The sequence below is a fragment of the Pseudomonas sp. GOM7 genome (assembly GCF_026723825.1).
Lineage (GTDB): Bacteria > Pseudomonadota > Gammaproteobacteria > Pseudomonadales > Pseudomonadaceae > Aquipseudomonas.
This window is the reverse complement of the sequence record NZ_CP113519.1, coordinates 2,160,856-2,184,317: the sequence shown is the minus strand read 5'-3', so window position 1 is coordinate 2,184,317 and position 23,462 is coordinate 2,160,856. Positions and strand designations below refer to the sequence as shown.

Below are 23,462 nucleotides of genomic sequence, written 5' to 3'. Positions count from 1 at the left end.
GTGTTAGGGTTCAATGCTCACATACAGGAGAACGTCACCATGCGCACTTTGCTTCTGACCGCCCTGCTCGCCCTGAGCCTGCCCAGCCTTGCCGGGTCGGCGCCCTTCTATCTGTGGCAGAGCAAGAGCGACGGCCACCTGACCTGCGCCCAGGTCAGCCCCGGCGAAGGCTGGATCCGTTTCACCGGCCCCTTCCGCGATGCCGGCTGCAAGATGCTCGTGCCACGATGAAGCACAGCGTCAGTGCGGTGGGCATCGTCCGCTCCTGCTTCAAGGAAAAGTTCGCCATTCCCCGCCAGCCGCACCTGGCACCCGCTGCCCGAGGCGTGCTGGAGCTGTTGCCGCCCTTCGACCAGGGCGACGCCGTGCAGGGGCTGGAACAGGTCAGCCATGTCTGGCTGCTGTTTCTCTTTCACCAGGCCCTGGAAGACAAGCCACGCCTGAAGGTGCGCCCACCGCGCCTGGGCGGTAACCAGTCGGTGGGGGTGTTCAGCACTCGCGCCACCCACCGCCCCAACGGCATCGGCCAGTCGGTGGTGCGCCTGGACAAGGTAGAGCCTGGCCGCCTGCACCTGTCCGGCATCGACCTGCTCGACGGCACGCCGGTGCTGGATATCAAGCCTTACGTGCCCTATGCCGATGCCGTGGCCGAGGCTCGTAACGACATGGCCGGCGCCCCACCGCCACTGATCGCGGTGGAGTGGCAGGCCGAGGCGCTGGAAGCTGCCCATGGCCATGGCCAGCGCCTGGACGAACCGCTGGTGGCACTGATCGAGCAATGCCTGGCGCAGGATCCGCGCCCGGCCTATCAACAGCCGCAGCCAGAGCGCCGCTACGGTGCACGTTTCTGGGATCTGGACGTGCACTGGCACTACCCCGAGCCGGAGCGCATTCGCGTGCTGGATGTGCAAGTGGCAAGTCGCGGCTGAAGCCCTCCCACAGGGCGCCGATTACGCGGGAGGGGCTTTAGCTGCGACAAGGCAAAACGCATGAGGCGTCATTTCGCCCGGCAATGATGCCTGCTTTCTCGGCAGCCAGGCTCTAGGGTGAAGGTCTCAATCGCTCATGAGGCCTTTCCATGCATCCTTACTTCTCCCTTGCCGGGCGCACGGCCCTGGTCACCGGCGGCACCCGCGGTATCGGCCTGATGATCGCCAAGGCCTTCGTCGAGGCTGGCGCCCATGTCTATGTCTGCGCCCGCGACGGCGAAGCCTGCGCGCAGACCGCCGCCGAGCTCTCTGCGCTCGGCCGCTGTACCGGCCTGGCTGCCAATCTGGCCAGCGAGGAAGGCGTGCACGCCCTGGCCAGAGAACTGGGCGAGCGCATCGAGCGCCTGGATATCCTGGTCAACAACGCCGGTACCACCTGGGGCGCACCGCTGGAAAGCTACCCGGCCAAGGGCTTCGAGAAAGTCATGCAGCTCAACGTCACCTCGGTGTTCGGCTGCATCCAGCAACTGCTGCCGCTGCTGCGCAAGGCCGGCTCGGCAGAGCGACCGGCGCGAGTGATCAATATCGGTTCGGTGGCGGGCATCAGCGCCATGGGCGAGCACGCCTATGCCTATGGCCCGAGCAAGGCGGCCCTGCATCAGTTGTCGCGCATGCTGGCCAAGGAGCTGGTGAGCGAGCACATCAACGTCAATGTGATCGCGCCGGGGCGCTTTCCCAGCAAGATGACCCGCTTCATCGCCGAGGACGAAGCGGCCCTGGCCGCCGATACAGCGCTGATCCCGATGCAGCGCTGGGGCCGCGAAGAGGAAATGGCCGCACTGGCGCTGAGCCTGGCAGGCAGCGCCGGTGCCTACATGACCGGCGCGATCATCCCCATCGACGGCGGCTTCCACCTGGGCTGAAGATCAGGTGCGGAATTGCCGCACCAGTCCCTGCAACTCCACCCCCAGGCGCGCCAGCTCAGCACTGGAAACGGCGGTCTGCTCGGTGGCCGTCGCACTCTGTTCGCCGATGTCGCGCACGCGGGTCACGCTCTCGTTGATGGTTTCGGCTACCGCGCTCTGCTCCTCGGCAGCGGCGGCAATCTGCTGGTTCATCTGTTCGATGGTGCTGACCGACTGGGTGATGCGCGCCAGTGCCTCACCGGCTTGGCCGGCCAGGGCCACGGTACGCTGGGTCAGGCTACGGCTGCTCTCCATCTGCTGCACGGCGCCCTTGGCCATGCGCTGCAGGCTGCCGATCAGGGTTTCGATTTCCTCGGTGCTGTCCTGGGCACGCTTGGCCAGGGCTCGCACCTCGTCGGCGACTACGGCGAAACCGCGCCCCTGTTCACCGGCACGCGCCGCCTCGATGGCGGCGTTGAGTGCCAGCAGATTGGTCTGCTCGGCCACACCGCGAATCACCTCGAGTACGCTGCTGATGCGGCTGCTCTCCTGATCCAGGGCGGCAATGGCCTCGGCTGATTGCTCCACCTCGGTCGCCAGGCTGTGCACCTGATCCACCGCCTGCTGCACTACCTCGTTGCCCTGCTGCGCTTCGCGGTCGGCCTCCTTCGCTGCATGCGAGGCCATCTCGGCGTTATGCGCCACCTCCTGCACGGTCGCTGCCATCTGATGCATGGCGGTGGCGGTCTGCTCGGTTTCCAGCTTCTGCGTCTGCACCCCAGCGCTGGTCTGCGCGGTGATGGAAGAGAGTTGCTCGGCAGCGGCGGCGATCTGCCCGACACCACCCCCGATGCGCCCGACCAGGGTACGCAAGCTGCTGGTCATGCCCTGCATGGCAGCGAGCAATTGGCCTAGCTCGTCGCGCCGGTTCTGCGGGATATCCTGGCTGAGGTCGCCCGCGGCGATGCGCTCGGCGAAACCCACGGTCTGGCGCAGCGGCACGACGATCAAACGGGTGATCAGCAAGGCCGCACACAGGCCCAGCACCACGGCAGCGATGCCCATGCCACCGAGCATCAACTGGGCTTGGCGACTGTCGCCCTGCATGCTCTCCTCGGCGCTGGCCTGTGCAGCCTCGGCCAGGCCGATGACCGAACGGGCACGCTCGATCATGGCGTCTTCGGTGGCCTTGTTCTGCGCCCGCAATTGCTGGTAGTAGAGGAAAGAGCGCTGATAGGTGGTCAGCGCCTGCAAGGCCGCTTCGATCGACGCCTTCTGCTCGTCGTCGAGCCAGACCATCAGGCTACGCGCCACGTTCTGCAGGTCTTCGCTGAGGTAGTTCCACTCCTCCAGCGCCTCGGCCGAGCCGTCGATGATGTACAGGCTTTCCTGGCTGCGCAGATCGAGCATGCGCTTGCTCAGGCCGGAGGCGGTTTCGGCCAGGGTCAGGGGGTCGCTGCCACGCAGGTTGTCGCCCTGCAGGCGCAACTCGCGCACGGCATCGTACATGCCCAGTTCGATGGTCTCGAACTGATCGCGGGCCTCGCCCGCCGCACTGCGCATGTCGGCACGCGCCGCTCGGGCCTTGCCCTGCAGATCGACATAGCTGTCGAACTGCTGCATGTACTCGTCGACCGCCTGCTGCATGGTCTGCACGCGTGTACCGTCCAGGGTCTTCGACTGTATCAGGTGCTCCAGCGAGTCCTTCACCACGCTCAGGCTCTTGCGCACGCGCTCGGCATTCTCGGCAGTCGGCTCGATGGCGAAATTGCGCTCCAACCGGCGCGCCTCGAGCACCTCGATGTTCACTTCGGCCAATTGCCCGACCTGATGATGCCCTTGCAGCACGGCCTGCACGGCGAGAAAACCGATACCCGTCATGGCAGCGGTAAGCAGCAGTACCAGGCCAAAGCCACAGATCAGTTTCTTGCCAACGGAAAGATTGGCCAACAGGCGAACGGCAGGCTCTAACATAAAAAACTCCAAGACTCTTTTTATTCTGGTGAGGCCTCGTCGAGGAGGCCAAAGGTTTGCCAAAGCAAGCCTTGCGCCAGACATGAGGGATGCCCGTCATTTGGATATCGGCAGCAACTCAGCACGCATGAGTCGACGATGGCCTCGCACCTGCCCAGCACTGCCCACCGGCAACAATTCGCTCACGGCTCACCAGCGCCTGGCGGTTTTCCGCCGTCAAGATAGTTACGGAGCGCAAAAAAAAGCGCAGCCGAAGCTGCGCTCTGTGTTCTCACCTTCTGCCACTCAGCGGCTGGCCAGATTGCTCAGTACTCGAGGGCTGGTCAGCTCACCGGCAATTGCCAGCAGGCCGATGGCGCCGGCGATCCAGTACCACTGCGCCACCGGGTCGAACAGCAGCCAGCCCAGGGCGTGCAGGAACACCACCAGAATCAGCACCGGGCTGACGTAGCGCACCATGAACAACCACAAGGCATAGCCAGCCGGTGGCAGGTTCAGCTCGTCACGCATGATCTCGCTGCGCAGTGCATAGCCGGCCAGCACCACCATGAAAATGCCACCCAGCGGCATCATCCAGCGCGAGGTCAGGTAATCCAGCCAGTCGAAGAAATTCTTGCCCAGCGGCGTCCAGCCCGCCATCAGGTTGAACGAGAGCATCGCCAGCAGGCTGATCACCAGCAGCACCGCGCCTGCACCGATGGCCGCGCGTAGACGGCTGATGCCGTGCTTCTCGTTCAGGTAGGCCACGGTGGCTTCGATCATCGAGATCGCCGAAGTGAGCGCGGCGATCGACACCATGGCGAAGAACAGCACGCCGAACACCGTGCCGAAGGGCATCTGCTGGAAGGCCAGCGGCAGGCTCATGAAGATCAGCCCCGGCCCGGCACTGGGGCTCATGCCGTTGGCGAAGATGATCGGGAAGATCGCCAGGCCAGCCAGCAACGCCACCAGGGTGTCACAGATGGCCACCATGAAGGTGGTACGGGCGATGGACTGGCCATCGGGAATGTAGGAGCCATAGGTGAGGATGGCACCGGAAGCCAGGCTGAGGGTGAAGAAGGCATGGCCCAACGCCGCCAGCAGCGCCTCGCCGGTGATCTTCGAGGCGTCGAAGTGAAAGAGGAAGGCGAAACCGGCATCGAAGCTGCCACTGCTCAGGGCATAACCGACCAGCGCCACGAGCATCAGCGCCAACCCCGGCATCATCCAGCGCACAGCGTTCTCGATGCCCTTCTGCACACCCTTGGCCACGATCCACAGGGTCAGCAGCGCCACCAACACGCTCCAGCCACCCAGTTGCCAGGGGTTGGCGTTGTGCGCCTCGAACACCCCGCCAAGCGCCTCGACGCTGGTGGCTGTCAGCGAACCGTCGAGCATCTTCCAGGTGTAAGCGAAGGCCCAGCCGGCGACGACCACGTAGAAGCACAGGATCATGAAACCGGCGAGCATGGCCATGCCGCCCACTGCCTTCCACGCCGGGTTGCCGCCGTTCTCGCGAACCACGCGGCCGATGGCGTCGATGGGGCTGCCGCGACCACGGCGGCCGACGGCGATCTCGGTCATCATCACCGGAATACCGATGGCCAGGATGCACGCCAGGTACATCAGCACGAAGGCGCCGCCACCGTACTCGCCAGTGATATAGGGGAATTTCCAGATATTGCCCAGGCCGACGGCCGAGCCGGTTGCAGCGAGGATGAAGCCCCAGCGCGAGAGCCAGAGGTTCTTGGGTTTTTCACGGGTCATGCGTCACCTGCTTGTTTTTATCTGTGACGGAATCGAACCCGCCGCGCTCGTGGCGCAGCGGAATGCAAGGCTTGGATGAAAGCCGGGGGTGTCACTGGGCGTCGGCTTGCACCTCCGGCGCGGCCAGTCGGAAGGCCTCCAGGGGTTCACAGCGCGCCGCCATGGCGACGATGCGTGGGTACGCGGCAAGGTCACAGTTAAAACGCCGCGCATTATACAGTTGCGGAATCAAGCAGGCTTCCAGATATCCAGGTCGCTGACCGAGCGACAGGCGCCCGTCGAATGCGGCCAGGCCCTCCTCCACCGCAGCCAGACCGAGCGCGACCCAATGGCGGTACCAGGCGTTCTTCGCCTCGTCGGAGGCGCCCAGTTCGCTGGCCAGGTACTGCAGCACGCGCAGATTGTTCAGCGGATGCACATCGCAGGCGATATGCAGTGCCAGCGCCCGCACCTGGGCACGCTCGGCCGGGTCGGCCGGCAATAGCGCCGGCACCGGGAAGATTTCTTCCAGGTATTCGAGGATCGCCAGCGACTGGGGGATGCGCACGCCGCCGTTTTCTTCGTCCACCAGCAGCGGCAGCAACTGCTGCGGGTTCAGCGCGCGGTAGTCGGCGCCGTGCTGCTGCCCACCATCCTTGACCAGATGCACCGGCACCTGCTGGTAAGCCAGGCCCTTGAGGTTCAGGGCGATACGCACCCGGTAGGCGGCGCTGGAGCGCCAGTAGCCATAGAGTTTCAGCATGAGGCTGTGCCTCCAGCGGCAAGCTGCAAGCGACAAGCCTCAAGCAAAAGCCTGTGCGCACACCGCTTGCAGCTTGTGGCTTGCAGCTTATGGCTCATAGCGTTCCACCACCTGATCGATGGAACCGAACAGGCTCTGGCCAGCCGCGTCGAACATCTCGATACGCACCCGGTCGCCGAACTTGAGGAATGGCGTCTTCGCCTCGCCCTGCTCGACGATCTCCAGCATGCGTTTTTCCGCCAGGCAGGAGGAGCCGGCGCTGCGGTCGTAGTTGGAAACGGTGCCAGAACCGATGATGCTGCCAGCGCCCAGCGGCCGGGTCTTGGCGGCGTGGGCCACCAGGGTCGGGAAATTGAAGGTCATGTCCACGCCGGCATCCGGCTGGCCGAACAATTCGCCGTTGATATGCGACACCAGTGGCCGGTGCACCTTGCCATCCTTCCAGCTCTCGCCCAGTTCGTCCGGGGTGATGGCCAGCGGCGAAAAGCTCGACGATGGCTTGCTCTGGTAGAAGCCGAAGCCCTTGGCCAGTTCGCCGGGGATCAGGTTGCGCAGCGACACGTCGTTGACCAGCATCAGCAGGCGTATATGACCGGCCGCTTCGGCTGGCGTGGCGCCCATGGGCACGTCGTCGGTGATCACCGCCAGCTCTGCCTCCAGGTCGATGCCCCAGGCCTCGTCGGCCAGGCGGATCGGGGCGTGCGGCGGGATAAAGGCATCGGCGCCGCCCTGGTACATCAGCGGGTCATGCCAGAAGGATTCCGGCATCTCGGCGCCGCGCGCCTTGCGCACCAGCTCGACGTGGTTGACGTAGGCACTGCCGTCAGCCCAGTGATAGGCACGCGGCAAGGGGCTGTGACAGGTCGTTTGGTCGAAAGCGAAGGCGTCATCGAGCAGACCGTCGTTGAGGCGCTGGTAGATCGCCTCCAGTTTCGGCCGGGTGACGGCCCAGTCGTCCAGCGCGGCCTGCAGGGTGAAAGCGATCTGCGGCACGCACACGGCGCGGGTCAGATCGCGGGACACGACAATCAGCACGCCATCGCGGCCTTGATTCAGTGATGCGAGTTTCATGGTTTCTACCTATTCGTCTGTTCGGGTGCGGGCTGTTCTCCCCTCTCCCACTTGTGGGGCGGAAGCGGAAAAAGCGAAGCACTGCTTCGCCCGCTGTAGCGCCCTGAGCTCTGCGAAGGGCTGGGGCGCAAAGCGGGGGCCGGGGGAGAGGGTGTATTGCCAGCCCCCTCTCCCTAACCCTCTCCCCGAGGGGGAGAGGGGACTATTGGTGCCCGCCCTTAAGCTTGTGTACCCGGCGCGCGCCAGGAGTTGACGTACTCGGCCACGTCCACCGCAGCAGCGGCATCGCTCACTTCCAGGGCGCGCCGGGTGTCGATCATCACAGCCACCTCGTCGATGAAGGTGGCTGGATCCTCCTGGCTCTTCTTCAGCGCCTTGGGGTGCGGCCCATGGGGGAAGCCGCACGGATGCAGGGTGACCATGCCCTGCTCGATGTTGTCGCGGCTGAAGAAGTTGCCGCGGTGGTAGAACAGCACTTCGTCGTAGTCATCGTTGTTGTGGAAGAACGGCACCTTGAGCGCGCCGGGGTCGGATTCCACCGGGCGCGGGGTGAAGGTGCAGACCACGAAGCCATTGGCGACGAAGGTGGTGTGCACCGACGGCGGCAGGTGGTAGCGATGGCTGATCAGCGGGCGAATGTCGCGCCAGTTCAGGCGCACCACGGTGTTGTCGCCGTGCCAGCCAACCACGTCCAGCGGGTTGTAGGGGTAGGTCACGGTGCTGATCTGGCCGCGCCGCTTGATTCGGATCTGCCAGGTGTTTTCGTCCTGCTGCGCCTTGAAGGCGTCATCGATGTGCGGATGCTCCAGCACTGCCAGGTCGAAGATCGCCTGTGGGCCGAGCAGGCCCTTGTCCGGCAACTGGTAGGCACCGTCTGAGTTCTCGATCAGCAGGAAATAGCTCGGTGTGCTGGCCTCGATACGCCAGGCGGTGCCGCGCGGGATCAGCAGGTAGTCGCCGTCGCGGTATTCCAGATGACCGAAATCGCAGTACAGGTGCCCTGCCCCCTCGTGGACGAACAGCAGCTCGTCGCCATCGGCATTGCGCACCAGATGGCGCATGGCGCCATGGGTGCGCCAGACGCGCAGCTTGACGTCGGCATTGTGCAAGGTCAGCGGCGCCGCCAGCGGGCAGTCGCGCTCGCTGGGGATGTCGTTGAAGTTGAAGGCATGCGGGCGCAGCGGGCCTTCCCAGTCGATCCAGCCGGTGGGCGGATGCTTGTGGTGAAGATGCGCGGTGGGGCCGAAGAAACCCTCGCGGCCCATTTCGCGCTCGTAGGTGCCCAGCGGCAGGTCGCAGTGCGCCTGGCGCGAGCACTCGCCTTCACGCAGGGGAAAGCGGATCCATTGACGGCTCATGGCATCACTCCTCGGAGATCACACCGCGACGCAGTTGGTCTTCCTCGATGGATTCAAACAGGGCCTTGAAGTTGCCCTCGCCAAAGCCCTGGTTGCCCTTGCGCTGGATGATCTCGAAGAAGATCGGGCCGATCACCGTATTGGTGAAGATCTGCAGCAGGATGCCGTCATCGCCCGGCGCACCATCGATCAGGATGTTCAGTTCACGCAGTTGATCGAGCGGCTCGCCATGGCCGGCAACACGGCTGTCGACCTTCTCGTAGTAGGTGTCCGGGGTGGTCATGAAGTCCACGCCGTTGGCGCGCAACTGACGCACGGTGGCGTAGATGTCGTCGGTGGACAGGGCGATGTGCTGGATACCCTCGCCGTGGTATTCGCGGATGAATTCCTCGATCTGCGATTTGTCATCGGCCGACTCGTTGATCGGGATGCGGATCTTGCCGCACGGCGCGGTCATGGCGCGGGAGAACAGGCCGGTGAGCTTGCCTTCGATATCGAAGTAGCGGATCTCGCGAAAATTGGCGATGCGCTCGTAGAAGCCCGACCAGACGTCCATCTGCCCGCGGCGCACGTTGTGGGTCAGGTGGTCGATGCACTGCAGGCCGACGGCATTGTCATTGGGGCTGCGGCCTTCGATGTACTCGAAGTCGACGTCGTAGATGCTCTTGTCGCCATAGCGGTCGACCAGATACAGCAGGGAGCCGCCGATGCCTTCGACACACGGGATGTTCAGCTCGCCGAAGTTGGCGTGGCTGCCCACCAGAGTAGCGCCCTGTTGTTCGACGTAGGCGGCGGCCTGGGCGGCGTTCCTGACCCGGAAGGCCATGGCGCAGGCGCTGGGGCCATGCTTCTCGCCGAAGGCACGCACGTGCCCGCTGGGGCTGCCGTTGAGCACGATATTGATATCGTTCTGCTGGAACAGCCACACCTCTTTCGAGCGGTGCTTGGCGGTTTCGGTGAAACCCATGGCGGTGAACAACTGGCGCAGTTGCTCGATGCCTTCGGCGCTCGGTGCGGTAAATTCGACGAACTCGAAACCGTCGGTTCCGATGGGGTTGTGCTGCTCGATCTTGGCCACGGCGTTCATCTCGCCTCCTGATTGTCATTGTTATGGCAAGCGCACGAATGCGTTGCGGACAACCTCATGACAACCGAGCGCAGAGCCGCTCTCAAGATGGGGTGCGACACCTGGGCGCAGGGATTCGCTGCAGAAGTGGCAAATTTTCCTTACACAGCCTGCAAGGCCAAGCGCTTGGCATGCAAAACCCCGGCATTCGTAAATATTTCCTTACACCCTGGTTGATACCCTTGCCGCTTGCTCTCACACCGAGCGCTGAAAACCGTAGGCTCGCTCCACCTTGGCCACACGGGTTGTACAGGCGGCATACCATTCGGCCCGCCCGCGTTCGCGCACGGCGCTGTGCTCGGCATGCTCGCGCCAGGCAAGGATGGCCTCCTCGCTCTGCCAATAGGACAGGGTGATACCCAGGCCGTCGCTGCGCGCCGACTCCACACCCAGAAACCCAGGCTGCTGCGCGGCCAGCTCCAGCATGCGCTGCGCCGCTTCGGCGTAGGCGGCGTCCACCTCGGTGCGTACCGAGGTGAAGATCACCACGTAGTAAGGCGGCTGCGGCGTCGCGGCGATCATGCCACCGCGTCCTGCTGCGCCTCGTGCACCGACTGCACCGCGCAAGCGCCGACCAGGCCTGCGACCAGCGGCGGTAAGCGCCCTTCCAGAGCAGCGCGTTCAGGCTGGAACAGGGTGGCGATGAAGAAGGGATGATCCTCAAGTTCGATGGCACGCACGGCACCGGCCTCATCGTGCCCGGAGGCCTTCAACGCCTGGACCATCAACGGCTCGACGAAAGCATCATCGAGGCCATAACGGCACAGGTACTGCTCGCTGATCTCGCGTACGCCATACAGCTCGGCGATACGCGAGCCCGATACCAGGTGCACACGCTCACTGACGTCCTGCAGAGCACAGGCCAGCGGCGCGATCAGCGGAGTCTGTGCCTGTGGTGACAACTCGGCGTGCTCGGCATCCGTCCAACCCAGGCGGTTACGCGCATACTCCAGCAGCGCGTGCTGGAAGCCGCCACAGGTGCCGAGAAATGGCACGCCCTGCTCGCGGGCGAAGCGGATAGCGCGCAACGCGCCTTCGGTGGCGGCATAGGGGCTGCCCGGTACGCACCAGATGCCATCGTAGGCCAGCAAGCTCGCGTCATCGAGAATGCGCTCGGTGCCCAGCCAGTGGTATTCGACCGCCACGCCCAGCGCCTCGCTGGCCAGATCCAGAGCCTCGGGAATGGCGCGGTGCGCAGTGATCGCCGTATTGTAGTCACCCACCAGGGCGACCTTGACTCGACATTTGCTGTACATGGTTGCTGGCCCTCTTGCATGGCGGTCTGCCTGGCACTATAAGATGGCGCTAACGCAATGATAATTGGCGAATAGGCAAGTAGAGCTTGCACTCATGCAATATCAGATCGACCACGCCGACCTTTCACTGGTACTCGCTCTGGTGCGTGGCCGCTCCCTGGCGCGGGCCGCCGAACTGCTGCAGGTGGACGTTTCCACCGTGTTCCGCGCCGTGCGCCGCCTGGAGGCGGCGCTGGGGGTAGCCTTGTTCGAGAAGAGCCGGCGCGGCTACGAGCCAAGCGAAGCCGCACGCGCCCTGGCCGAGCAGGCCGAGCGTGCCGAACAAGCGCTGGAGGCTGCGCGCGTGGCCCTGGAGCTGGGCAAACAGGTGGTCAGCGGTACGGTGCGCCTGACCTGTACCGACGCGGTGTTGAGCAGTCTGCTGCTGCCGGCACTGGCGCGCTTCATGCCCAGCTACCCGGCATTGTCGCTGGAGCTGGTGACCTCCAACGACTTCGCCAACCTCAGCCGGCGTGATGCCGACCTGGCCCTGCGCCTGACCAATCAGCCGCCGGAACACCTGGTCGGCCGGCGCCTGGCCAGGGTGTCCTACCTGGTCTGCGCGCGCGACGACGGCCAGGATCGCAGCGACCTACCGCGACAGAGCTGGATCGCCCCGGACGAATCGATGCCGGATCACGCCACAGTGCTCTGGCGCCAACGCGAGATGCCGAGTGTCACCCCCAGTTACCGCTGCAGCAGCATGTACGCCGTGGCGCAACTGGCCCGCGCCGGGCTCGGCGTGGCCGCCCTGCCCGACTTCGTCCTGCGCAGCCAACCCGACCTGCGGGCGCTCAGCGCGCCGCTGGCCGGCTGCGACACCGAACTATGGCTGCTGACTCGCCCCGACTGCCGCGCCCTGCGCTCGGTGCAGACGCTGTTCGAGGAATTGAGCGAAGCCTTGATGAGCCAGGACAGGCCTGCCAGGTAGCCCGGATGCAATCCGGGAAATGGTGTGGCGAGGCGCTTCCCGGATTGCATCCGGGCTACGCCACCAACAACCTTTATCGCGGCGGTGCGCATAGCGCACCCTAGCCCTGCTGCAAATGCCCGTAGAGCTTGGCGTACAGGCCGCCTTCGGCGATCAGTTGCTGGTGGTCGCCATCTTCGGCAATGCTGCCGCCATCGAATACCAGCACGCGGTCGGCCTGTTTCACCGCGCTCAGGCGGTGGGCGATGATCAGGGTGGTGCGCCCGTCGAGAAAGCGCCCCAGAGCCTCATGCAGGGCGTACTCGGTGGCAGCGTCCAGCGCCGAGGTGGCCTCGTCGAGAATCACCACCTTGGGCTCGGCCAACACCATACGGGCGATGGCCAGGCGCTGACGCTGGCCACCGGACAAACGCACACCACTGCGCCCGACCACGCTGTCCAGGCCCTGCGGCAGCAGCGCGATGGTGTCGTATAGCTGGGCGATGCGCAGCGCCTGCCAGCAGGCCTCGTCGCTGCGCTCGCGGCCCATGCACAGATTGGCGCGCACCGTATCGTTGAACAGCGCCGGGTGCTGCAGCACCACCGCGACGTTGTCGCGCACGCGGTCCAGGCCGATCTCCTCCTGGCTGCTGCCGCCGAAGCGGATGGTGCCGGCCTGGGCCGTGTAAAGCCCTAGCAGCAACTGCACCAGGGTACTCTTGCCGCCACCGGAAGCGCCGACTATGGCCACCTTCTCGCCCGGCGCGATGGACAGGTCGAGGCGATCGAGCACCGGCTCGTCGTCATAGGCGAAGGTCAGCCCCTGGATCTCGATGCCCACAGTGTCGCGCCCCTTGAAGGGGTCGACACGCCCGGCGTACTGCGGTTCGTCCTGGCGCGCCAGCAGCTCGTTGATGCGCGTCAGCGCGCCAGCGGCGGCGTAGAAGGCGTACTGCAGGTTGAGCAGTTGCTCCACCGGGCCGATCATGAACCACAGGTAGCTGAACACCGCGAGCATCTGCCCGATGGACAGATCGGAGAACAGTACGGTGAGCATCGCCGCGGCGCGGAACACGTCGATGCCGAACTGGAACAGCAGGCCGCTGGCGCGGTTGGAGGCATCGCTCTTCCATTGCGAGGCCACGGCGTAGTCGCGCACCTCCCGCGCACGTGCACCGAGGCGGCCGAGAAAATGCCCCTGGCGGTTGCTGGCGCGCACCTCCTGAATGGCATCGAGGGTCTCGGTCAGCGCCTGGGTGAAGCGCCCGGTGCTGTCGTTCTCCAGCTTCTTCAGATGCTTGACGCGCTTGCCCAGTTGCACCGTGGCGTAGATCACCAGCGGGTTGAACAAGAGAATCAGCAGCGCCAGCTTCCAGTGCATCCAGATGAGAATGGCCGAGGTGCCGACCAGCGTCAGCATGGCCACCAGGAAGCGGCTCAGGGTCTCGCCGACGAACTTGTCCAGGGTATCCAGATCGGTAACCAGGTGGGTGGTCACGGTGCCGCCACCGAGGCTTTCGTATTCGCCGAGGGAAATGCGCTTGAGGCGCTCGATCAGGCGCATGCGAATGCGGTAGACGATGTCCTTCGACAGCCTGGCGAACAGGCGCGCCTGCAATACGTTGAAGATCAGCGCCGAGCCGCGTAACAGCAAGGTCAAAAACAGCATCAGGCCGATATAGCCGGCTGCCGTTTCCCAGTCGGCCGGCAGGAAATTGTCCATCACCTTGAGCGCCGCGTCGCCATCCTTGAGCAGCACTTCGTCCACCAGCAAGGGCAACAGCAGAGGAATCGGCACGCTGCACAGGGTGGCCAGTACGGCCACCAGATTGGCCAGGATCAGCGCTTTCTTGTGACGCAGGGCCAGGCGACGGACTTCTGCCCAGCTCAACCGATCAGGCATTGGCAGCACGCTCCAGCCAACGCCCCAGTAGCGGTGCCAGCGCCTCGAGCGGCTGATAGCCATTGGTCAGCAGCGCCAGTTGGCCGTCACGCTCGGCCAACAGGGTGGGAAAGCCGGCGATGCCCAGATCCTGCACCCAGGTGAAGTCCGCGGCGGTGGCCTCGCGCATGGCCAGGCTGTCGAAGGCCTCAGCGAATTCGATACGCGGAATACCGGCCCGCTCGGCCAGTTGCGCCAGCACGCTGGCCTGGGTGACATCGGCCCCCTCGGTGTAGAAGGCCTGCTGGATCAGCTTGAGCAGGCTCCAGGCGCTGGAGGCATCGAGGCTGCGCGCGGTGACCAGAGCGCGGCAGGCCGGCTCGGTGTCGTACACCAGTCCCTCCGGCAGGCCACGCTCGAAGTCGAACAACTGCCCGGTACTGGCGTTGACCGCCTGCCAGTAGCCCAGGTAACGCACCCTGGCAGCGGCATCGACCGCCACCTGATCGCGACGCAGGCCACCCACCACGATCTGCAGCGGCACGCCGGCCGCCGCCGCCTGCTCGGCCAGCGCCTCGACCACCGGAGCGAAGCCCCAGCACCAGGAGCACATCGGATCCATCACGTAGAGCAGGCGGCTGGCCATGGTCACACCTCGTTCAGTTGGCGGGGGTCGCGGCCGATGGGATGCGGCTGGTTGCGCGCACGGGCCAGTTCGATCTGCTTCTGCCGCTCACGGGCGCTCTCGCGGGTCTTCTCCGGCAGCGAATCCCGGCAGTGCGGGCAGCTCACGCCGGGGCTGTAGAACTCGGACTGGCGGTCTTCCACGGAAATCGGGTTGCGACAGGCATGGCATTGATCGTAGTCGCCTTCGGAGAGGTCGTGGCGCACGGTCACACGGTTGTCGAAGACGAAACAATCGCCACGCCACTTGGTCTGCTCCTGCGGCACTTCCTCCAGGTACTTGAGGATGCCGCCCTTGAGGTGATAGACCTCCTCGAAGCCCTCTCCAAGCATGTAGCTGGAGGCCTTTTCGCAGCGGATGCCGCCGGTGCAGAACATCGCCACCTTCTTGTGCTTGCTCGGGTCGAAGTGGGCCTTGATGTACTCGGGAAACTCGCGGAACGACTTGGTCTTGGGGTCGATGGCGCCCTCGAAGGTGCCAATGGCCACCTCGTAGTCGTTGCGCGTGTCGATCAATAGCACCTCGGGATCGCTGATCAGGGCGTTCCAGTCCTGCGGCTCGACGTATGTGCCGACACGCTGATTAGGATCGACACCCGGCACGCCGAGGGTGACGATTTCCTTCTTCAGCTTGACCTTGGTGCGATAGAACGGCTGTTCATCGCAATAGGATTCCTTGTGGTCGATATCGGCCAGGCGCTCATCCTGGCGGAACCAGGCGAGCAGCGCATCGATACCCGCACGGGTGCCGGAAACGGTGCCATTGATGCCCTCCTCGGCGAGCAGCAGAGTGCCCTTGATGCCATGGTCGATGAGGGTTTGCAGCAGAGGCTCGCGCAACGCCTGATAGTCCGGCAGGGAGACGAACTTGTACAGCGCCGCGACGACGATCTTGTCGGTCATGAATAGTCTCTCAGTAGTCACCCACGTAAAGGGCGGACTGGGTCTCGATCAGCTACGCGTCGGCCTTGCTGCGTTAAAAACAGGCTCGGACAGTGACAAGTCACTGAACGTCCGGAGGACGGCCCGAAGGGCGAGTGAAACGAGTAATGCTCATGTACAAAGTACACTGCGCTTCCTCGCCTGTTTTCGCCTTGCATGGCTCTAGCTCGCTAGATCGAGAGTCTAAATAAAAGCGCCGGCTTGAGCCGGCGCGGGGGGATTGTAGCAAAGCAGCGAACCGCCTGGGGTAGCTCGGCGACAAGACGCGACAGCCTGTCACGTAGCCCGGATGCAATCCGGGAACTGGCGCCGGACTTCCCCGGATTGCATCCGGGCTACATCAATGGCCGCCGCGGCAGGTCGGCGAAGCCGGTGCCACGCCCTGTGCCGCCCACTCCTCGGGGGTGTAGGTATGCAGCGCCAGGGCATGGATCTGGCTCATCAGCTCTCCCACCGTGGCATAGGCCTTCTGGTGGCGCTTGACCGCATTCAGGCCAGCGAATACCGGGCTGACGATCACTGCCTTGTAGTGGGTTTCCAGGCCGCGGCTGTGCATGTGGCTCTCGTCCAGCACCTGCAGGTGCTCGGGTTGCAGCGCGGCCAGGGCCTGCTCGATCAGGGCTTGCTTGGACATCGTCACTCCGCGGGTTGCTTGATACCGAGATCTTTGCTCATGTCCGCCAGCAGCTTGTTCACCTCAGGAACGGCCGCCTCCAGCTTGCCCTGGGTGATCTGCGCCGATTGCGCGGTCAGGGTCGGCATCTTCTGCAGCACTTTCTGGCCCAGTGGCGACTGGTAGAAGGTGATCAGATCCTTGAGTTCCTGCTCGCTGAAGTTGCTGGTGTAGAGCTTGATCATGTCCGGCTTCAGCTTGTCCCAACCGACCGCCTTGTCCAGCGCGGCATTGGCCTTGGCCTGGTAGCTCTCCAGCACCGCCTTCTTGCCATCCGGCGCCTGGGCGAAACGCTGGGCGAACATCTGCTGTACCTGGGCATACACCGGCACGGTCAGCTTGTCGGCATGCGCCAGCTTGAGAAAACGCTCGGCATCGGCGGCATGGCTGGCCGCATCGGCCATGGCCAGGGACGAGCCGGCAGCGAGCAGGAAGGCGGCGCACAACTGGTGGAAACGGGGCATGAAAGGCTCCGACTGTGGTGAATGAGTCTGAATAGACTGTGGTGACGGCATTTTGTGCCCAACTCGGTTTTCCCTCAAGCGATAAGGGTTGTGAAACGGCGCACAGTGATTTCGTGCACTGGCGTACTCCATTGATCGATTGCCAAATTGCCAGCACTTGCCCATGCTCAAGCGTTATCGGCATGCTCGGTATCTGACCGAATGACCCCATCCGGCAATCACTTGCCGACCCGCACACACATGGACGTGCTCGATGAACAGTTTCGCCGCCCCCGTAGCCTTCACCCCCCAGCCCCTGTGCGATCGCAAGGGCCGCTTGCTGTCCGATGCCATCGGCCTGTCACCGCGGCCTCAAGTGCATTGCGCGCTGCACGGCCATCCCGGGCGACGCAAGCGCTGGAACCACTGGTGCATCACCAACCCGCAGTGGATGCTCTCGCTGACCCTGGCCGATCTCGACTACATCGGCTATGGCGCCCTCTACTTCCTCGACCTGGAAAGTGGGCTGGCGGTGGCCCACACCCAGTTGCGCCCCTTCGGCCTGGGCTGCCACCTGCCCGACCTGCCCCAGGAAAGTCATGTCTTCCTGCATTCGCGGCTGCAACTGCGCATCGATGAGCACCCCGGCCGCCTGCGCCTGACAGCTACGGCCCCGGATATCGGCGGCCATGCGCTGCAAGTGGCGCTGGACATCCAGCGCCCGGCACACCTGGAGTCGCTCAACCTGGTCACCCCGTTGGCCCATGGCGGCTTCCATGCCTGTAGCCGGCAGCTCGGCATGCCGACGCTCGGTAGTGTGCAACTGGGGCAGCGTCACTATGCCTGCACGCCGGGCCAGAGCTTCGCCGCTCTCGACTTTGGCCGTGGCGTCTGGCCCTTCAACAGCTACTGGCAGCGCGCCACCTTCGCTGCGCCGGGCGGTATCGCCGGCAACTTCGGCGCGGGCTGGCTGGAGTACAGCGGCTTGTCGGAGAACGCCCTGTGGTTCGGTGGCGAGCTGTCGCCGCTGGACAGTCCGCTGCATATCAGCCAGTCAGCGCCCACCACCCTGGCCCCCTGGCAGTTACACAGTGACGATGGCCGGGTGGATCTGAGCTTCACGCCCCGTCAGTTACACCGCGCCCGTCCCAGGTTCGGCCCCTTCCATGCCGACACCCAGCAATGGTTCGGCTACTACGAGGGCTTATTGCGCGGCCCACAAGGCGAGCGCGTGCCGGTCGATGGCGCCCTGGGCTGGCTCGGCGAAACTCACGCCCGCTGGTAACGCACGCGTGGAACCAGTGCGCAACGGCGCGACCTAAACTGCCAGCAACCTTGCTACAGCCAGGAGAACGCCATGAGCCGTACCGAAACCGACAGCATCGGCCCCATCGAAGTCCCCACCGACGTCTACTGGGGCGCGCAGACCCAGCGCTCGCTGATCAACTTCGCCATCGGCGCCGAGCGCATGCCGCTGGCCGTGCTGCACGCCCTGGCGCTGATCAAGAAGGCCGCCGCACGGGTCAACAGCCGCAGCGGTGAACTGCCCGCAGATATCGCCCGGCTGATCGAGCAGGCCGCCGACGAAGTGCTCGAGGGCCAGCATGACGCGCAGTTCCCCCTGGTGGTCTGGCAGACCGGCAGCGGCACGCAGAGCAACATGAACGTCAACGAGGTGATCGCCGGTCGCGCCAACGAGCTGGCCGGCGGCCAGCGTGGCGGCAAGAGCCCGGTGCACCCCAACGATCACGTCAACCGTGCGCAGAGTTCCAACGACTGCTTCCCCACCGCCATGCACATCGCCGCCGCACAGGGTGTACGCCATTGCCTGCTGCCGGCACTGGCGGAGCTGCGCGATGGCCTGCAGGAACAGGCGCAGCGCCATGCCAACCTGGTCAAGACCGGGCGCACGCACATGATGGACGCCACGCCGATCACCTTCGGCCAGGAACTGTCCGCCTTCGTCGCCCAGCTCGGCCATGCCGAAGCGGCCATTCGTGCCGCCCTGCCCGCCGTCTGCGAACTGGCCCAGGGTGGCACCGCCGTGGGCACCGGCCTCAATGCCCCGGCCGGTTTCGCCGAAGCCATCGCCGCCGAGCTGGCCGCGCTCACCGGCCTGCCGCTGACCAGCGCAGCGAACAAGTTCGCCGCACTGTCCGGCCACGAGCCGCTGGTGCAGCTCTCCGGCGCACTGAAAACCCTGGCCGTGGCCCTGATGAAACTGGCCAACGACCTGCGCCTGCTCGGCTCCGGGCCGCGTGCCGGCTTCGCCGAGGTACGCCTGCCGGCCAACGAGCCGGGCAGCTCGATCATGCCCGGCAAGGTCAACCCGACCCAGTGCGAGGCGCTGTCGATGCTGGCCTGCCAGGTGCTGGGCAACGATGCCACCATCGGTTTCGCCGCCAGCCAGGGCCACCTGCAGCTCAACGTGTTCAAGCCGGTGATCATCCATAACCTGCTGCAGTCGATCCGACTGCTCGCCGATGGCTGCCGCAACTTCCAGCAGCACTGCGTGGCCGACCTGCAGCCAGACGCTGCGAAGATGGCTGCGCACCTGGAAAACGGCCTGATGCTGGTGACCGCGCTCAACCCGCACATCGGTTACGACAAGGCCGCGGAAATCGCCAAGAAGGCCTATGCCGAGGGCAGTACCCTGCGCCAGGCGGCACTACAGCTCGGCTACCTCAACGAAGAGGAATTTGAACAATGGGTACGACCACAGGACATGCTCGGAGCCGGGCGGCATGAGTGAGGGCAAGAGCGGCGCAACGCCGCTGGAGGGTGATGGCAAGCGCATTCTGCTGATTCTCGGCACACCCAAGCAGAACAGCCTGTGTCACGCCCTGGCCGAGGCCTACAGCCAGGGCGCGCGCAGCAAGGGCCATGTGGTGCGGCAACTGCGCCTGGGCGAGCTGCAATTCGACCCGATCCTGCATGACGGCTACGCACAGAGCCAGCCCCTGGAACCCGACCTGCTGGAGGCCCAGCGCCTGATCCACTGGGCCGAGCATCTGGTGTTCGTCTACCCGGTGTGGTGGGGTGGCGTGCCGGCCTTGCTCAAGGGCTTCTTCGACCGCGTGTTCCTACCCGGCTTCGCCTTCAAGTACCGCAACCGCTCACAACTCTGGGACAAGCTGCTCAGCGGCCGCAGCGCCGATCTGCTGGTGACCTTGGACACGCCACCCTGGTACTTCCGCTGGGTCTACGGCGCCCCGGCGCATCGACAGATGGTGCGCACCATTCTCGGTTTCTGCGGCATCAGGACGCGGCGCCTGGCGGAGTTCGCCCCGGTGCGCCCGGCCAGCGAGGAGCAGCGCCAGGCCTGGTTGCGCAAGGCCGAAACACTGGGCAGCAAGGCGTAGCCCGGATGCAATCCGGGAATGCTTCCTCGAACGTTGTTCCCGGATTGCATCCGGGCTACAGCAGCAAACCGTCACGGGCCAGGCTGACGCCTTCCGGCAAGGCGTCGGGATGCGCCAGCAGCCAGGCATCGAAACTGTGACCGATATGGGTCAGCACCGCCTGTGTCGGCTGCAGGCGCTGGATGACCTCCAGCGCGCGGGTCAGGTCGTTGTGGTTGCGCGGCGCCACCGGCTGCGGTGCGGTGGAGCAGTCGAGTACCAGCAGATCCAGCGGCACGCGCTCCAGTACCAGACAACTGGCCTCGGGCACGCCGACCGTATCGGTGAGGTAGGCGATGCGCCTGCCCTGCCCCTCCAACAGATAGCCGAAAGTCGGTTTGGAATGGTTCAGCGGCAGCGCGGTGACGCTCAGTTCGCCTAGCTGGCGGCACTCGAAGGCGGCGAAGGGCTGGCTGAAGTCGAGGATGCCGGGGTGCTTGTACAGATCGGCCAGGCCTTCGGGGTCATACGGCCCATGCACCGGGATCACCAGACCCTGACCCCAGCGCAGGTGCAGCAGGCCCTGGGCGTGGTCGGCGTGGTAGTGGGTCTGCAGGATGCCGCTGAGGCTGTGCGGCACGAAGCGCTCGGTGAGGTCGGTCAGGCCGCTATCGAGCAGCCAGCGCTGTGTGCCGCATTCGATCAGCGCACAGCACGGGCCACGGCGTCGCGCCGGCTGCACGCGGGCCGCCGTGCAGGCCGGGCAGTCGCAGTTGTAAACGGGCACCTGGCGGGCATCACCGGTGCCCAACAGGGTCAGGCGCACCGGCGGTTCTCGTCGAGCAGGTGCAGCAGACGGCTGAGGGTGTCCTCGAGGGGGCCGGAGTTGTCGAGGATGATGGTGCCGGCCTGACCCACCCTCTCCCCCGGCCCCTCGGCTTTGGCCTCCTGCGTCGCTCTACCTCCTGCATCCCTGCAGTCGTCTCCCGCAAGCGGGCGAGGGGAGAAAGCAGTGCCAGCCTGCAATTCACGGCTGCGCGCCAGGCGTGCCTCGATCTGCTCCGGTGTCTCCCGGCCACGGGTCAGCAGACGCTGGCGTAATACTGCCTCATCGACCTGCAGCACGATGGCCAGCAGCTTCGGGTAGCGCCGACGGGCCGTGTCGAGATGGCCGCGCGAGCCATTGATCAGCACGTCATGCCCGGCGTCCAACCAATCGTCGATCTCCCGCGGGATACCATAGGCCAGGCCGTTGGCCTGCCAGCTCAGGGCGAAGGCGCCCTCGCCCTCCAGGCGCTGGAACTCGGCGCGAGTGACACCTACGGCATCCTCGCCCACAGCCTCGGCACTGCGGGTGATCACCCGCCGGGCGAAACGGCAGCCACGCGCCTCCAACGGCGCCCGCGCCGCCAGCAACAGGCTGTCCTTGCCCGAGCCTGAAGGCCCCATCAGATAGATCAACCTGCCCCGCATCAGAACACCCTTCGTGCTTGCCGCCACACCTGCTGGATCACCGGCTGCTCACCATGCACCCTGGCCTGGATCAGGTCGGCGCGCAGGCCGACGCGGATCTCGCCGCGATCATCCATACCTGCCGCCCTGGCCGGTGCGCGGCTCACGGTGGCGATGGCCGCTGGTAAATCATAGTCGTTGTCCTGGCCGGCGAGCAGCCAGGCCGCATGCAGCAGGCTGGCCGGGTAGTAATCGCTGGAAAGGATGTCCAGCACACCATGCCGGGCCAGCTCGGCGGCAGCGATATTGCCCGAGTGCGAGCCGCCGCGCACCAGGTTCGGCGCACCCATCAGCACCTTCAGGCCCAGCTCGTGGCTGGCCTGCGCGGCTTCCAGGGTGGTAGGGAATTCGGCGATGGCCATGCCGAAGCCGGCCGACTCCTGCACATGAGCCAGGGTCGCGTCGTCGTGGCTGGCCACCGAGATACCGCGGGCGTGGCAGTCTTCGACTATGGCCTGGCGCTGGCGGTCGCTGTACTGGCGCGAGTTGGCGATCTGCTCCTGGATGAAGTCCTCCATCTCCGCCGGGCTCAGGTGGTACTTGCCCATGTAGTACTCGCGGTACTTCTCCAGCCTGGCGAACTGGCGCTGGCCGGGTGAGTGATCCATCACCGACACCAGCGCCACCAGCGGGTGCTCCACCAGGTCGCGATAGACGGCCAGGGCATCGGGGTGGCACAGCTCGCAACGCAGGTGCAGGCGGTGCTCGGCGCGGGTCTGCCCAGCCGCCTCGCTGGCGGCGATGGCCTCGATCATCGACGGCAGTTGCTGCATGCGCTTGCCGCGTGGGTTGATGTCACCAATGGACAGCGCATCGAACACCGTGGTGATGCCGGCGGCAACGATCTGCGCATCGTGGGTCAGCACCGCCGAGGCCGACGGCCAGTCCACACCCGGCCTGGGGCTCATGTGCTTTTCCAGGTTGTCGGTGTGCAGCTCCACCAGCCCTGGCAACAGGTAGTCACCGCCGAGATCCTGAACCTGCGGCAGACGGCTGGTGCCTTCATCCACCGCCGCGATCAGGCCATCGCGCAGCAACAGGGTGCCGAGAAACTCACGGTCAGCCGTGACGATGCGAGCATTGCCGAGAATCTGTTCAGACGACATAGACATACTCCGGTTGCGCTGCAAAAGCGCTCATGTCGAGGTAGCGGTCGGCCACCGCCTCGCGGGCCGTGCGATCGTGGAAGATGCCGACCAGCGCGCTGCCGGCCACCTTGGCTTCATCGATCAGCTCCAGCACCACCTGGCGGTTGGCCTCGTCCAGCGAGGCGGTGGGCTCGTCGAGCAGCAGCACCGGCCACTCCACCATGAAGCCGCGAGCGATATTGACGCGCTGCTGCTCGCCACCCGAGAAGGTGCCCGGTGCCAGTTGCCACAACGCCTCGGGAATGTTCAGCCGCGTCAGCAGCGCCTTGGCCCGAGCCTCGGCGTCGCTGCGCGCCCAGCCACGCGCCAGCGCCGGCTCCATCACCACGTCAAGGGTCGAGACACGCGGAATCACCCGCAGGAACTGGCTGACGTACCCCAGGCTCTGCCGACGCACCTCCAGCACCCGGCGCGGCTGCGCGCCGACCAGCTCCACCGGGCACCCCTCATGCAGGATGCGGATGCTGCCGCTGCTGGCCAGGTAGTTGCCGTACAACGTGCGCAGCAGGGTCGACTTGCCGGCACCGGACTGGCCGGCCAGCACCAAGCACTCACCGCCGCGCACGGCGAAGTTCAGGTCGCGCAGCACCTGCAGGACAACACCGTTCTGCTGGTGCAGGGTGAAGGTCTTGCTGAGGCCACTGACCTCGATCAGGTTGTTCATTCGATCCTCTCTGCCTCGTAGGAGCGAGCTGTTGCTATTGGTCGTAGCCCGGATGCAATCCGGGGATGGCTGGCACGGCTTTCCCGGATTGCATCCGGGCTACGGGTTGGCGATTGC

General features: G+C 65.2%; 24 protein-coding genes and 1 pseudogene. 7 read left to right on the top strand and 18 right to left on the bottom strand.

Translation table 11 applies throughout. The features are described from left to right. The first annotated feature begins 39 nt into the window (after positions 1-39). From OU800_RS09935 to OU800_RS09925, 3 genes are all read left to right on the top strand, one after another. Positions 40-231: a hypothetical protein gene (locus tag OU800_RS09935; protein ID WP_268183371.1), complete on the top strand. Its 192-nt coding sequence runs from the start codon at positions 40-42 to the stop codon at positions 229-231. Further along, positions 228-929, top strand: coding sequence for a tRNA (N6-threonylcarbamoyladenosine(37)-N6)-methyltransferase TrmO (tsaA, locus tag OU800_RS09930; protein ID WP_268183369.1), 702 nt, complete (start codon positions 228-230; stop codon positions 927-929). The genes OU800_RS09935 and tsaA overlap by 4 nt, the downstream gene beginning before the upstream one ends. A gap of 149 nt (positions 930-1,078) precedes the next feature. After that, positions 1,079-1,852 (top strand): SDR family oxidoreductase, encoded by a 774-nt coding sequence (locus OU800_RS09925; RefSeq protein ID WP_268183367.1) that lies wholly within the window; start codon positions 1,079-1,081, stop codon positions 1,850-1,852. A 3-nt stretch (positions 1,853-1,855) separates the two neighbouring features. On the opposite strand, the gene OU800_RS24320 is transcribed toward OU800_RS09925, so the two are convergent. The 9 genes and pseudogenes from OU800_RS24320 to OU800_RS09885 form a co-directional block, all read right to left on the bottom strand. Continuing rightward, the gene (locus OU800_RS24320) at positions 1,856-2,560 is read right to left on the bottom strand and encodes a methyl-accepting chemotaxis protein (RefSeq protein WP_442964772.1); all 705 of its coding nucleotides are present in this window, start codon (positions 2,558-2,560) and stop codon (positions 1,856-1,858) included. Between the two features lie 201 nt (positions 2,561-2,761). Then, a pseudogene (locus OU800_RS24315) lies at positions 2,762-2,899 on the bottom strand (hypothetical protein); the annotation flags it as partial. A 1,194-nt stretch (positions 2,900-4,093) separates the two neighbouring features. Further along, positions 4,094-5,554: a sodium-dependent transporter gene (locus tag OU800_RS09915; RefSeq protein ID WP_268183364.1), complete on the bottom strand. Its 1,461-nt coding sequence runs from the start codon at positions 5,552-5,554 to the stop codon at positions 4,094-4,096. A gap of 91 nt (positions 5,555-5,645) precedes the next feature. Continuing rightward, positions 5,646-6,296 carry a maleylacetoacetate isomerase gene (gene maiA, locus OU800_RS09910; RefSeq protein ID WP_268183363.1) on the bottom strand — a complete coding sequence of 217 codons (651 nt, stop codon included), beginning with the start codon at positions 6,294-6,296 and terminating at the stop codon, positions 5,646-5,648. 87 nt (positions 6,297-6,383) lie between these two features. Further along, positions 6,384-7,367: a fumarylacetoacetate hydrolase family protein gene (locus OU800_RS09905; protein WP_268183362.1), complete on the bottom strand. Its 984-nt coding sequence runs from the start codon at positions 7,365-7,367 to the stop codon at positions 6,384-6,386. A gap of 218 nt (positions 7,368-7,585) precedes the next feature. Beyond that, the gene (locus OU800_RS09900) at positions 7,586-8,725 is read right to left on the bottom strand and encodes a homogentisate 1,2-dioxygenase (protein WP_268183360.1); all 1,140 of its coding nucleotides are present in this window, start codon (positions 8,723-8,725) and stop codon (positions 7,586-7,588) included. A 4-nt stretch (positions 8,726-8,729) separates the two neighbouring features. After that, on the bottom strand, positions 8,730-9,812 hold the full coding sequence (gene hppD / locus OU800_RS09895; RefSeq protein WP_268183358.1) for a 4-hydroxyphenylpyruvate dioxygenase: 1,083 nt from the start codon (positions 9,810-9,812) through the stop codon (positions 8,730-8,732). 234 nt (positions 9,813-10,046) lie between these two features. Next, on the bottom strand, positions 10,047-10,373 hold the full coding sequence (locus tag OU800_RS09890; RefSeq protein WP_268183356.1) for an antibiotic biosynthesis monooxygenase family protein: 327 nt from the start codon (positions 10,371-10,373) through the stop codon (positions 10,047-10,049). Then, positions 10,370-11,107, bottom strand: a complete 738-nt coding sequence (locus tag OU800_RS09885; protein ID WP_268183355.1) for a CTP synthase C-terminal region-related (seleno)protein — start codon at positions 11,105-11,107, stop codon at positions 10,370-10,372. Before OU800_RS09885 ends, OU800_RS09890 begins: the two co-directional genes overlap by 4 nt. Before the next feature lie 94 nt (positions 11,108-11,201). On the opposite strand from OU800_RS09885, the gene OU800_RS09880 reads away from it, so the two are divergent. After that, a complete protein-coding gene (locus tag OU800_RS09880; protein WP_268183354.1) occupies positions 11,202-12,077 on the top strand; it encodes a LysR family transcriptional regulator in 876 nt (291 codons plus the stop codon). A gap of 100 nt (positions 12,078-12,177) precedes the next feature. Here the strand turns inward: OU800_RS09880 and OU800_RS09875 are convergent, their stop codons facing one another. The 5 genes from OU800_RS09875 to OU800_RS09855 all read right to left on the bottom strand — a co-directional run bounded on the left by OU800_RS09875 (position 12,178) and on the right by OU800_RS09855 (position 16,641). Further along, the gene (locus OU800_RS09875; protein WP_268183352.1) at positions 12,178-13,959 is read right to left on the bottom strand and encodes an ABC transporter ATP-binding protein; all 1,782 of its coding nucleotides are present in this window, start codon (positions 13,957-13,959) and stop codon (positions 12,178-12,180) included. Continuing rightward, positions 13,952-14,584 (bottom strand): DsbA family protein, encoded by a 633-nt coding sequence (locus OU800_RS09870; RefSeq protein WP_268183349.1) that lies wholly within the window; start codon positions 14,582-14,584, stop codon positions 13,952-13,954. The genes OU800_RS09875 and OU800_RS09870 overlap by 8 nt, the downstream gene beginning before the upstream one ends. 2 nt (positions 14,585-14,586) lie before the next feature. Next, positions 14,587-15,525, bottom strand: coding sequence for an oxygen-dependent tRNA uridine(34) hydroxylase TrhO (gene trhO, locus OU800_RS09865; protein ID WP_268183347.1), 939 nt, complete (start codon positions 15,523-15,525; stop codon positions 14,587-14,589). Positions 15,526-15,904: 379 nt separating this feature from the next. Next, a complete protein-coding gene (locus OU800_RS09860; RefSeq protein WP_268183345.1) occupies positions 15,905-16,198 on the bottom strand; it encodes a BolA family protein in 294 nt (97 codons plus the stop codon). Between the two features lie 2 nt (positions 16,199-16,200). After that, positions 16,201-16,641 carry a DUF2059 domain-containing protein gene (locus tag OU800_RS09855; protein ID WP_442964771.1) on the bottom strand — a complete coding sequence of 147 codons (441 nt, stop codon included), beginning with the start codon at positions 16,639-16,641 and terminating at the stop codon, positions 16,201-16,203. A gap of 313 nt (positions 16,642-16,954) precedes the next feature. On the opposite strand from OU800_RS09855, the gene OU800_RS09850 reads away from it, so the two are divergent. The 3 genes from OU800_RS09850 (at position 16,955) to OU800_RS09840 (ending at position 20,042) form a co-directional block, all read left to right on the top strand. Further along, on the top strand, positions 16,955-17,965 hold the full coding sequence (locus tag OU800_RS09850) for a DUF2804 domain-containing protein (protein WP_268183343.1): 1,011 nt from the start codon (positions 16,955-16,957) through the stop codon (positions 17,963-17,965). Positions 17,966-18,037: 72 nt separating this feature from the next. After that, positions 18,038-19,432 (top strand): class II fumarate hydratase, encoded by a 1,395-nt coding sequence (locus tag OU800_RS09845; RefSeq protein WP_268183341.1) that lies wholly within the window; start codon positions 18,038-18,040, stop codon positions 19,430-19,432. Further along, positions 19,425-20,042: an NAD(P)H-dependent oxidoreductase gene (locus OU800_RS09840; protein ID WP_268183339.1), complete on the top strand. Its 618-nt coding sequence runs from the start codon at positions 19,425-19,427 to the stop codon at positions 20,040-20,042. The genes OU800_RS09845 and OU800_RS09840 overlap by 8 nt, the downstream gene beginning before the upstream one ends. A 55-nt stretch (positions 20,043-20,097) precedes the next feature. Here the strand turns inward: OU800_RS09840 and phnP are convergent, their stop codons facing one another. The 4 genes from phnP to phnL are packed head-to-tail and all read right to left on the bottom strand — an operon-like array spanning position 20,098 to position 23,345. Continuing rightward, positions 20,098-20,847, bottom strand: a complete 750-nt coding sequence (gene phnP, locus OU800_RS09835) for a phosphonate metabolism protein PhnP (protein ID WP_268183336.1) — start codon at positions 20,845-20,847, stop codon at positions 20,098-20,100. Next, positions 20,838-21,494: a phosphonate metabolism protein/1,5-bisphosphokinase (PRPP-forming) PhnN gene (gene phnN, locus OU800_RS09830; RefSeq protein ID WP_268183333.1), complete on the bottom strand. Its 657-nt coding sequence runs from the start codon at positions 21,492-21,494 to the stop codon at positions 20,838-20,840. Before phnN ends, phnP begins: the two co-directional genes overlap by 10 nt. Then, the gene (locus OU800_RS09825; protein WP_268183331.1) at positions 21,494-22,639 is read right to left on the bottom strand and encodes an alpha-D-ribose 1-methylphosphonate 5-triphosphate diphosphatase; all 1,146 of its coding nucleotides are present in this window, start codon (positions 22,637-22,639) and stop codon (positions 21,494-21,496) included. Before OU800_RS09825 ends, phnN begins: the two co-directional genes overlap by 1 nt. Further along, on the bottom strand, positions 22,629-23,345 hold the full coding sequence (gene phnL, locus OU800_RS09820; RefSeq protein WP_268183329.1) for a phosphonate C-P lyase system protein PhnL: 717 nt from the start codon (positions 23,343-23,345) through the stop codon (positions 22,629-22,631). Before phnL ends, OU800_RS09825 begins: the two co-directional genes overlap by 11 nt. Positions 23,346-23,462: the final 117 nt, after the last annotated feature.

Bases quoted from the DNA above. Each gene is read 5' to 3' on its own strand.
- OU800_RS09935 (WP_268183371.1), top strand. From the start codon at position 40: ATGCGCACTTTGCTTCTGACCGCCCTGCTCGCCCTGAGCCTGCCCAGC.
- tsaA (WP_268183369.1), top strand. From the start codon at position 228: ATGAAGCACAGCGTCAGTGCGGTGGGCATCGTCCGCTCCTGCTTCAAG.
- OU800_RS09925 (WP_268183367.1), top strand. From the start codon at position 1,079: ATGCATCCTTACTTCTCCCTTGCCGGGCGCACGGCCCTGGTCACCGGC.
- OU800_RS24320 (WP_442964772.1), bottom strand. From the start codon at position 2,560: ATGGCAGCGACCGTGCAGGAGGTGGCGCATAACGCCGAGATGGCCTCG.
- OU800_RS09915 (WP_268183364.1), bottom strand. From the start codon at position 5,554: ATGACCCGTGAAAAACCCAAGAACCTCTGGCTCTCGCGCTGGGGCTTC.
- maiA (WP_268183363.1), bottom strand. From the start codon at position 6,296: ATGCTGAAACTCTATGGCTACTGGCGCTCCAGCGCCGCCTACCGGGTG.
- OU800_RS09905 (WP_268183362.1), bottom strand. From the start codon at position 7,367: ATGAAACTCGCATCACTGAATCAAGGCCGCGATGGCGTGCTGATTGTC.
- OU800_RS09900 (WP_268183360.1), bottom strand. From the start codon at position 8,725: ATGAGCCGTCAATGGATCCGCTTTCCCCTGCGTGAAGGCGAGTGCTCG.
- hppD (WP_268183358.1), bottom strand. From the start codon at position 9,812: ATGAACGCCGTGGCCAAGATCGAGCAGCACAACCCCATCGGAACCGAC.
- OU800_RS09890 (WP_268183356.1), bottom strand. From the start codon at position 10,373: ATGATCGCCGCGACGCCGCAGCCGCCTTACTACGTGGTGATCTTCACC.
- OU800_RS09885 (WP_268183355.1), bottom strand. From the start codon at position 11,107: ATGTACAGCAAATGTCGAGTCAAGGTCGCCCTGGTGGGTGACTACAAT.
- OU800_RS09880 (WP_268183354.1), top strand. From the start codon at position 11,202: ATGCAATATCAGATCGACCACGCCGACCTTTCACTGGTACTCGCTCTG.
- OU800_RS09875 (WP_268183352.1), bottom strand. From the start codon at position 13,959: ATGCCTGATCGGTTGAGCTGGGCAGAAGTCCGTCGCCTGGCCCTGCGT.
- OU800_RS09870 (WP_268183349.1), bottom strand. From the start codon at position 14,584: ATGGCCAGCCGCCTGCTCTACGTGATGGATCCGATGTGCTCCTGGTGC.
- trhO (WP_268183347.1), bottom strand. From the start codon at position 15,525: ATGACCGACAAGATCGTCGTCGCGGCGCTGTACAAGTTCGTCTCCCTG.
- OU800_RS09860 (WP_268183345.1), bottom strand. From the start codon at position 16,198: ATGTCCAAGCAAGCCCTGATCGAGCAGGCCCTGGCCGCGCTGCAACCC.
- OU800_RS09855 (WP_442964771.1), bottom strand. From the start codon at position 16,641: ATGGCCGATGCGGCCAGCCATGCCGCCGATGCCGAGCGTTTTCTCAAG.
- OU800_RS09850 (WP_268183343.1), top strand. From the start codon at position 16,955: ATGAACAGTTTCGCCGCCCCCGTAGCCTTCACCCCCCAGCCCCTGTGC.
- OU800_RS09845 (WP_268183341.1), top strand. From the start codon at position 18,038: ATGAGCCGTACCGAAACCGACAGCATCGGCCCCATCGAAGTCCCCACC.
- OU800_RS09840 (WP_268183339.1), top strand. From the start codon at position 19,425: ATGAGTGAGGGCAAGAGCGGCGCAACGCCGCTGGAGGGTGATGGCAAG.
- phnN (WP_268183333.1), bottom strand. From the start codon at position 21,494: ATGCGGGGCAGGTTGATCTATCTGATGGGGCCTTCAGGCTCGGGCAAG.
- OU800_RS09825 (WP_268183331.1), bottom strand. From the start codon at position 22,639: ATGTCGTCTGAACAGATTCTCGGCAATGCTCGCATCGTCACGGCTGAC.
- phnL (WP_268183329.1), bottom strand. From the start codon at position 23,345: ATGAACAACCTGATCGAGGTCAGTGGCCTCAGCAAGACCTTCACCCTG.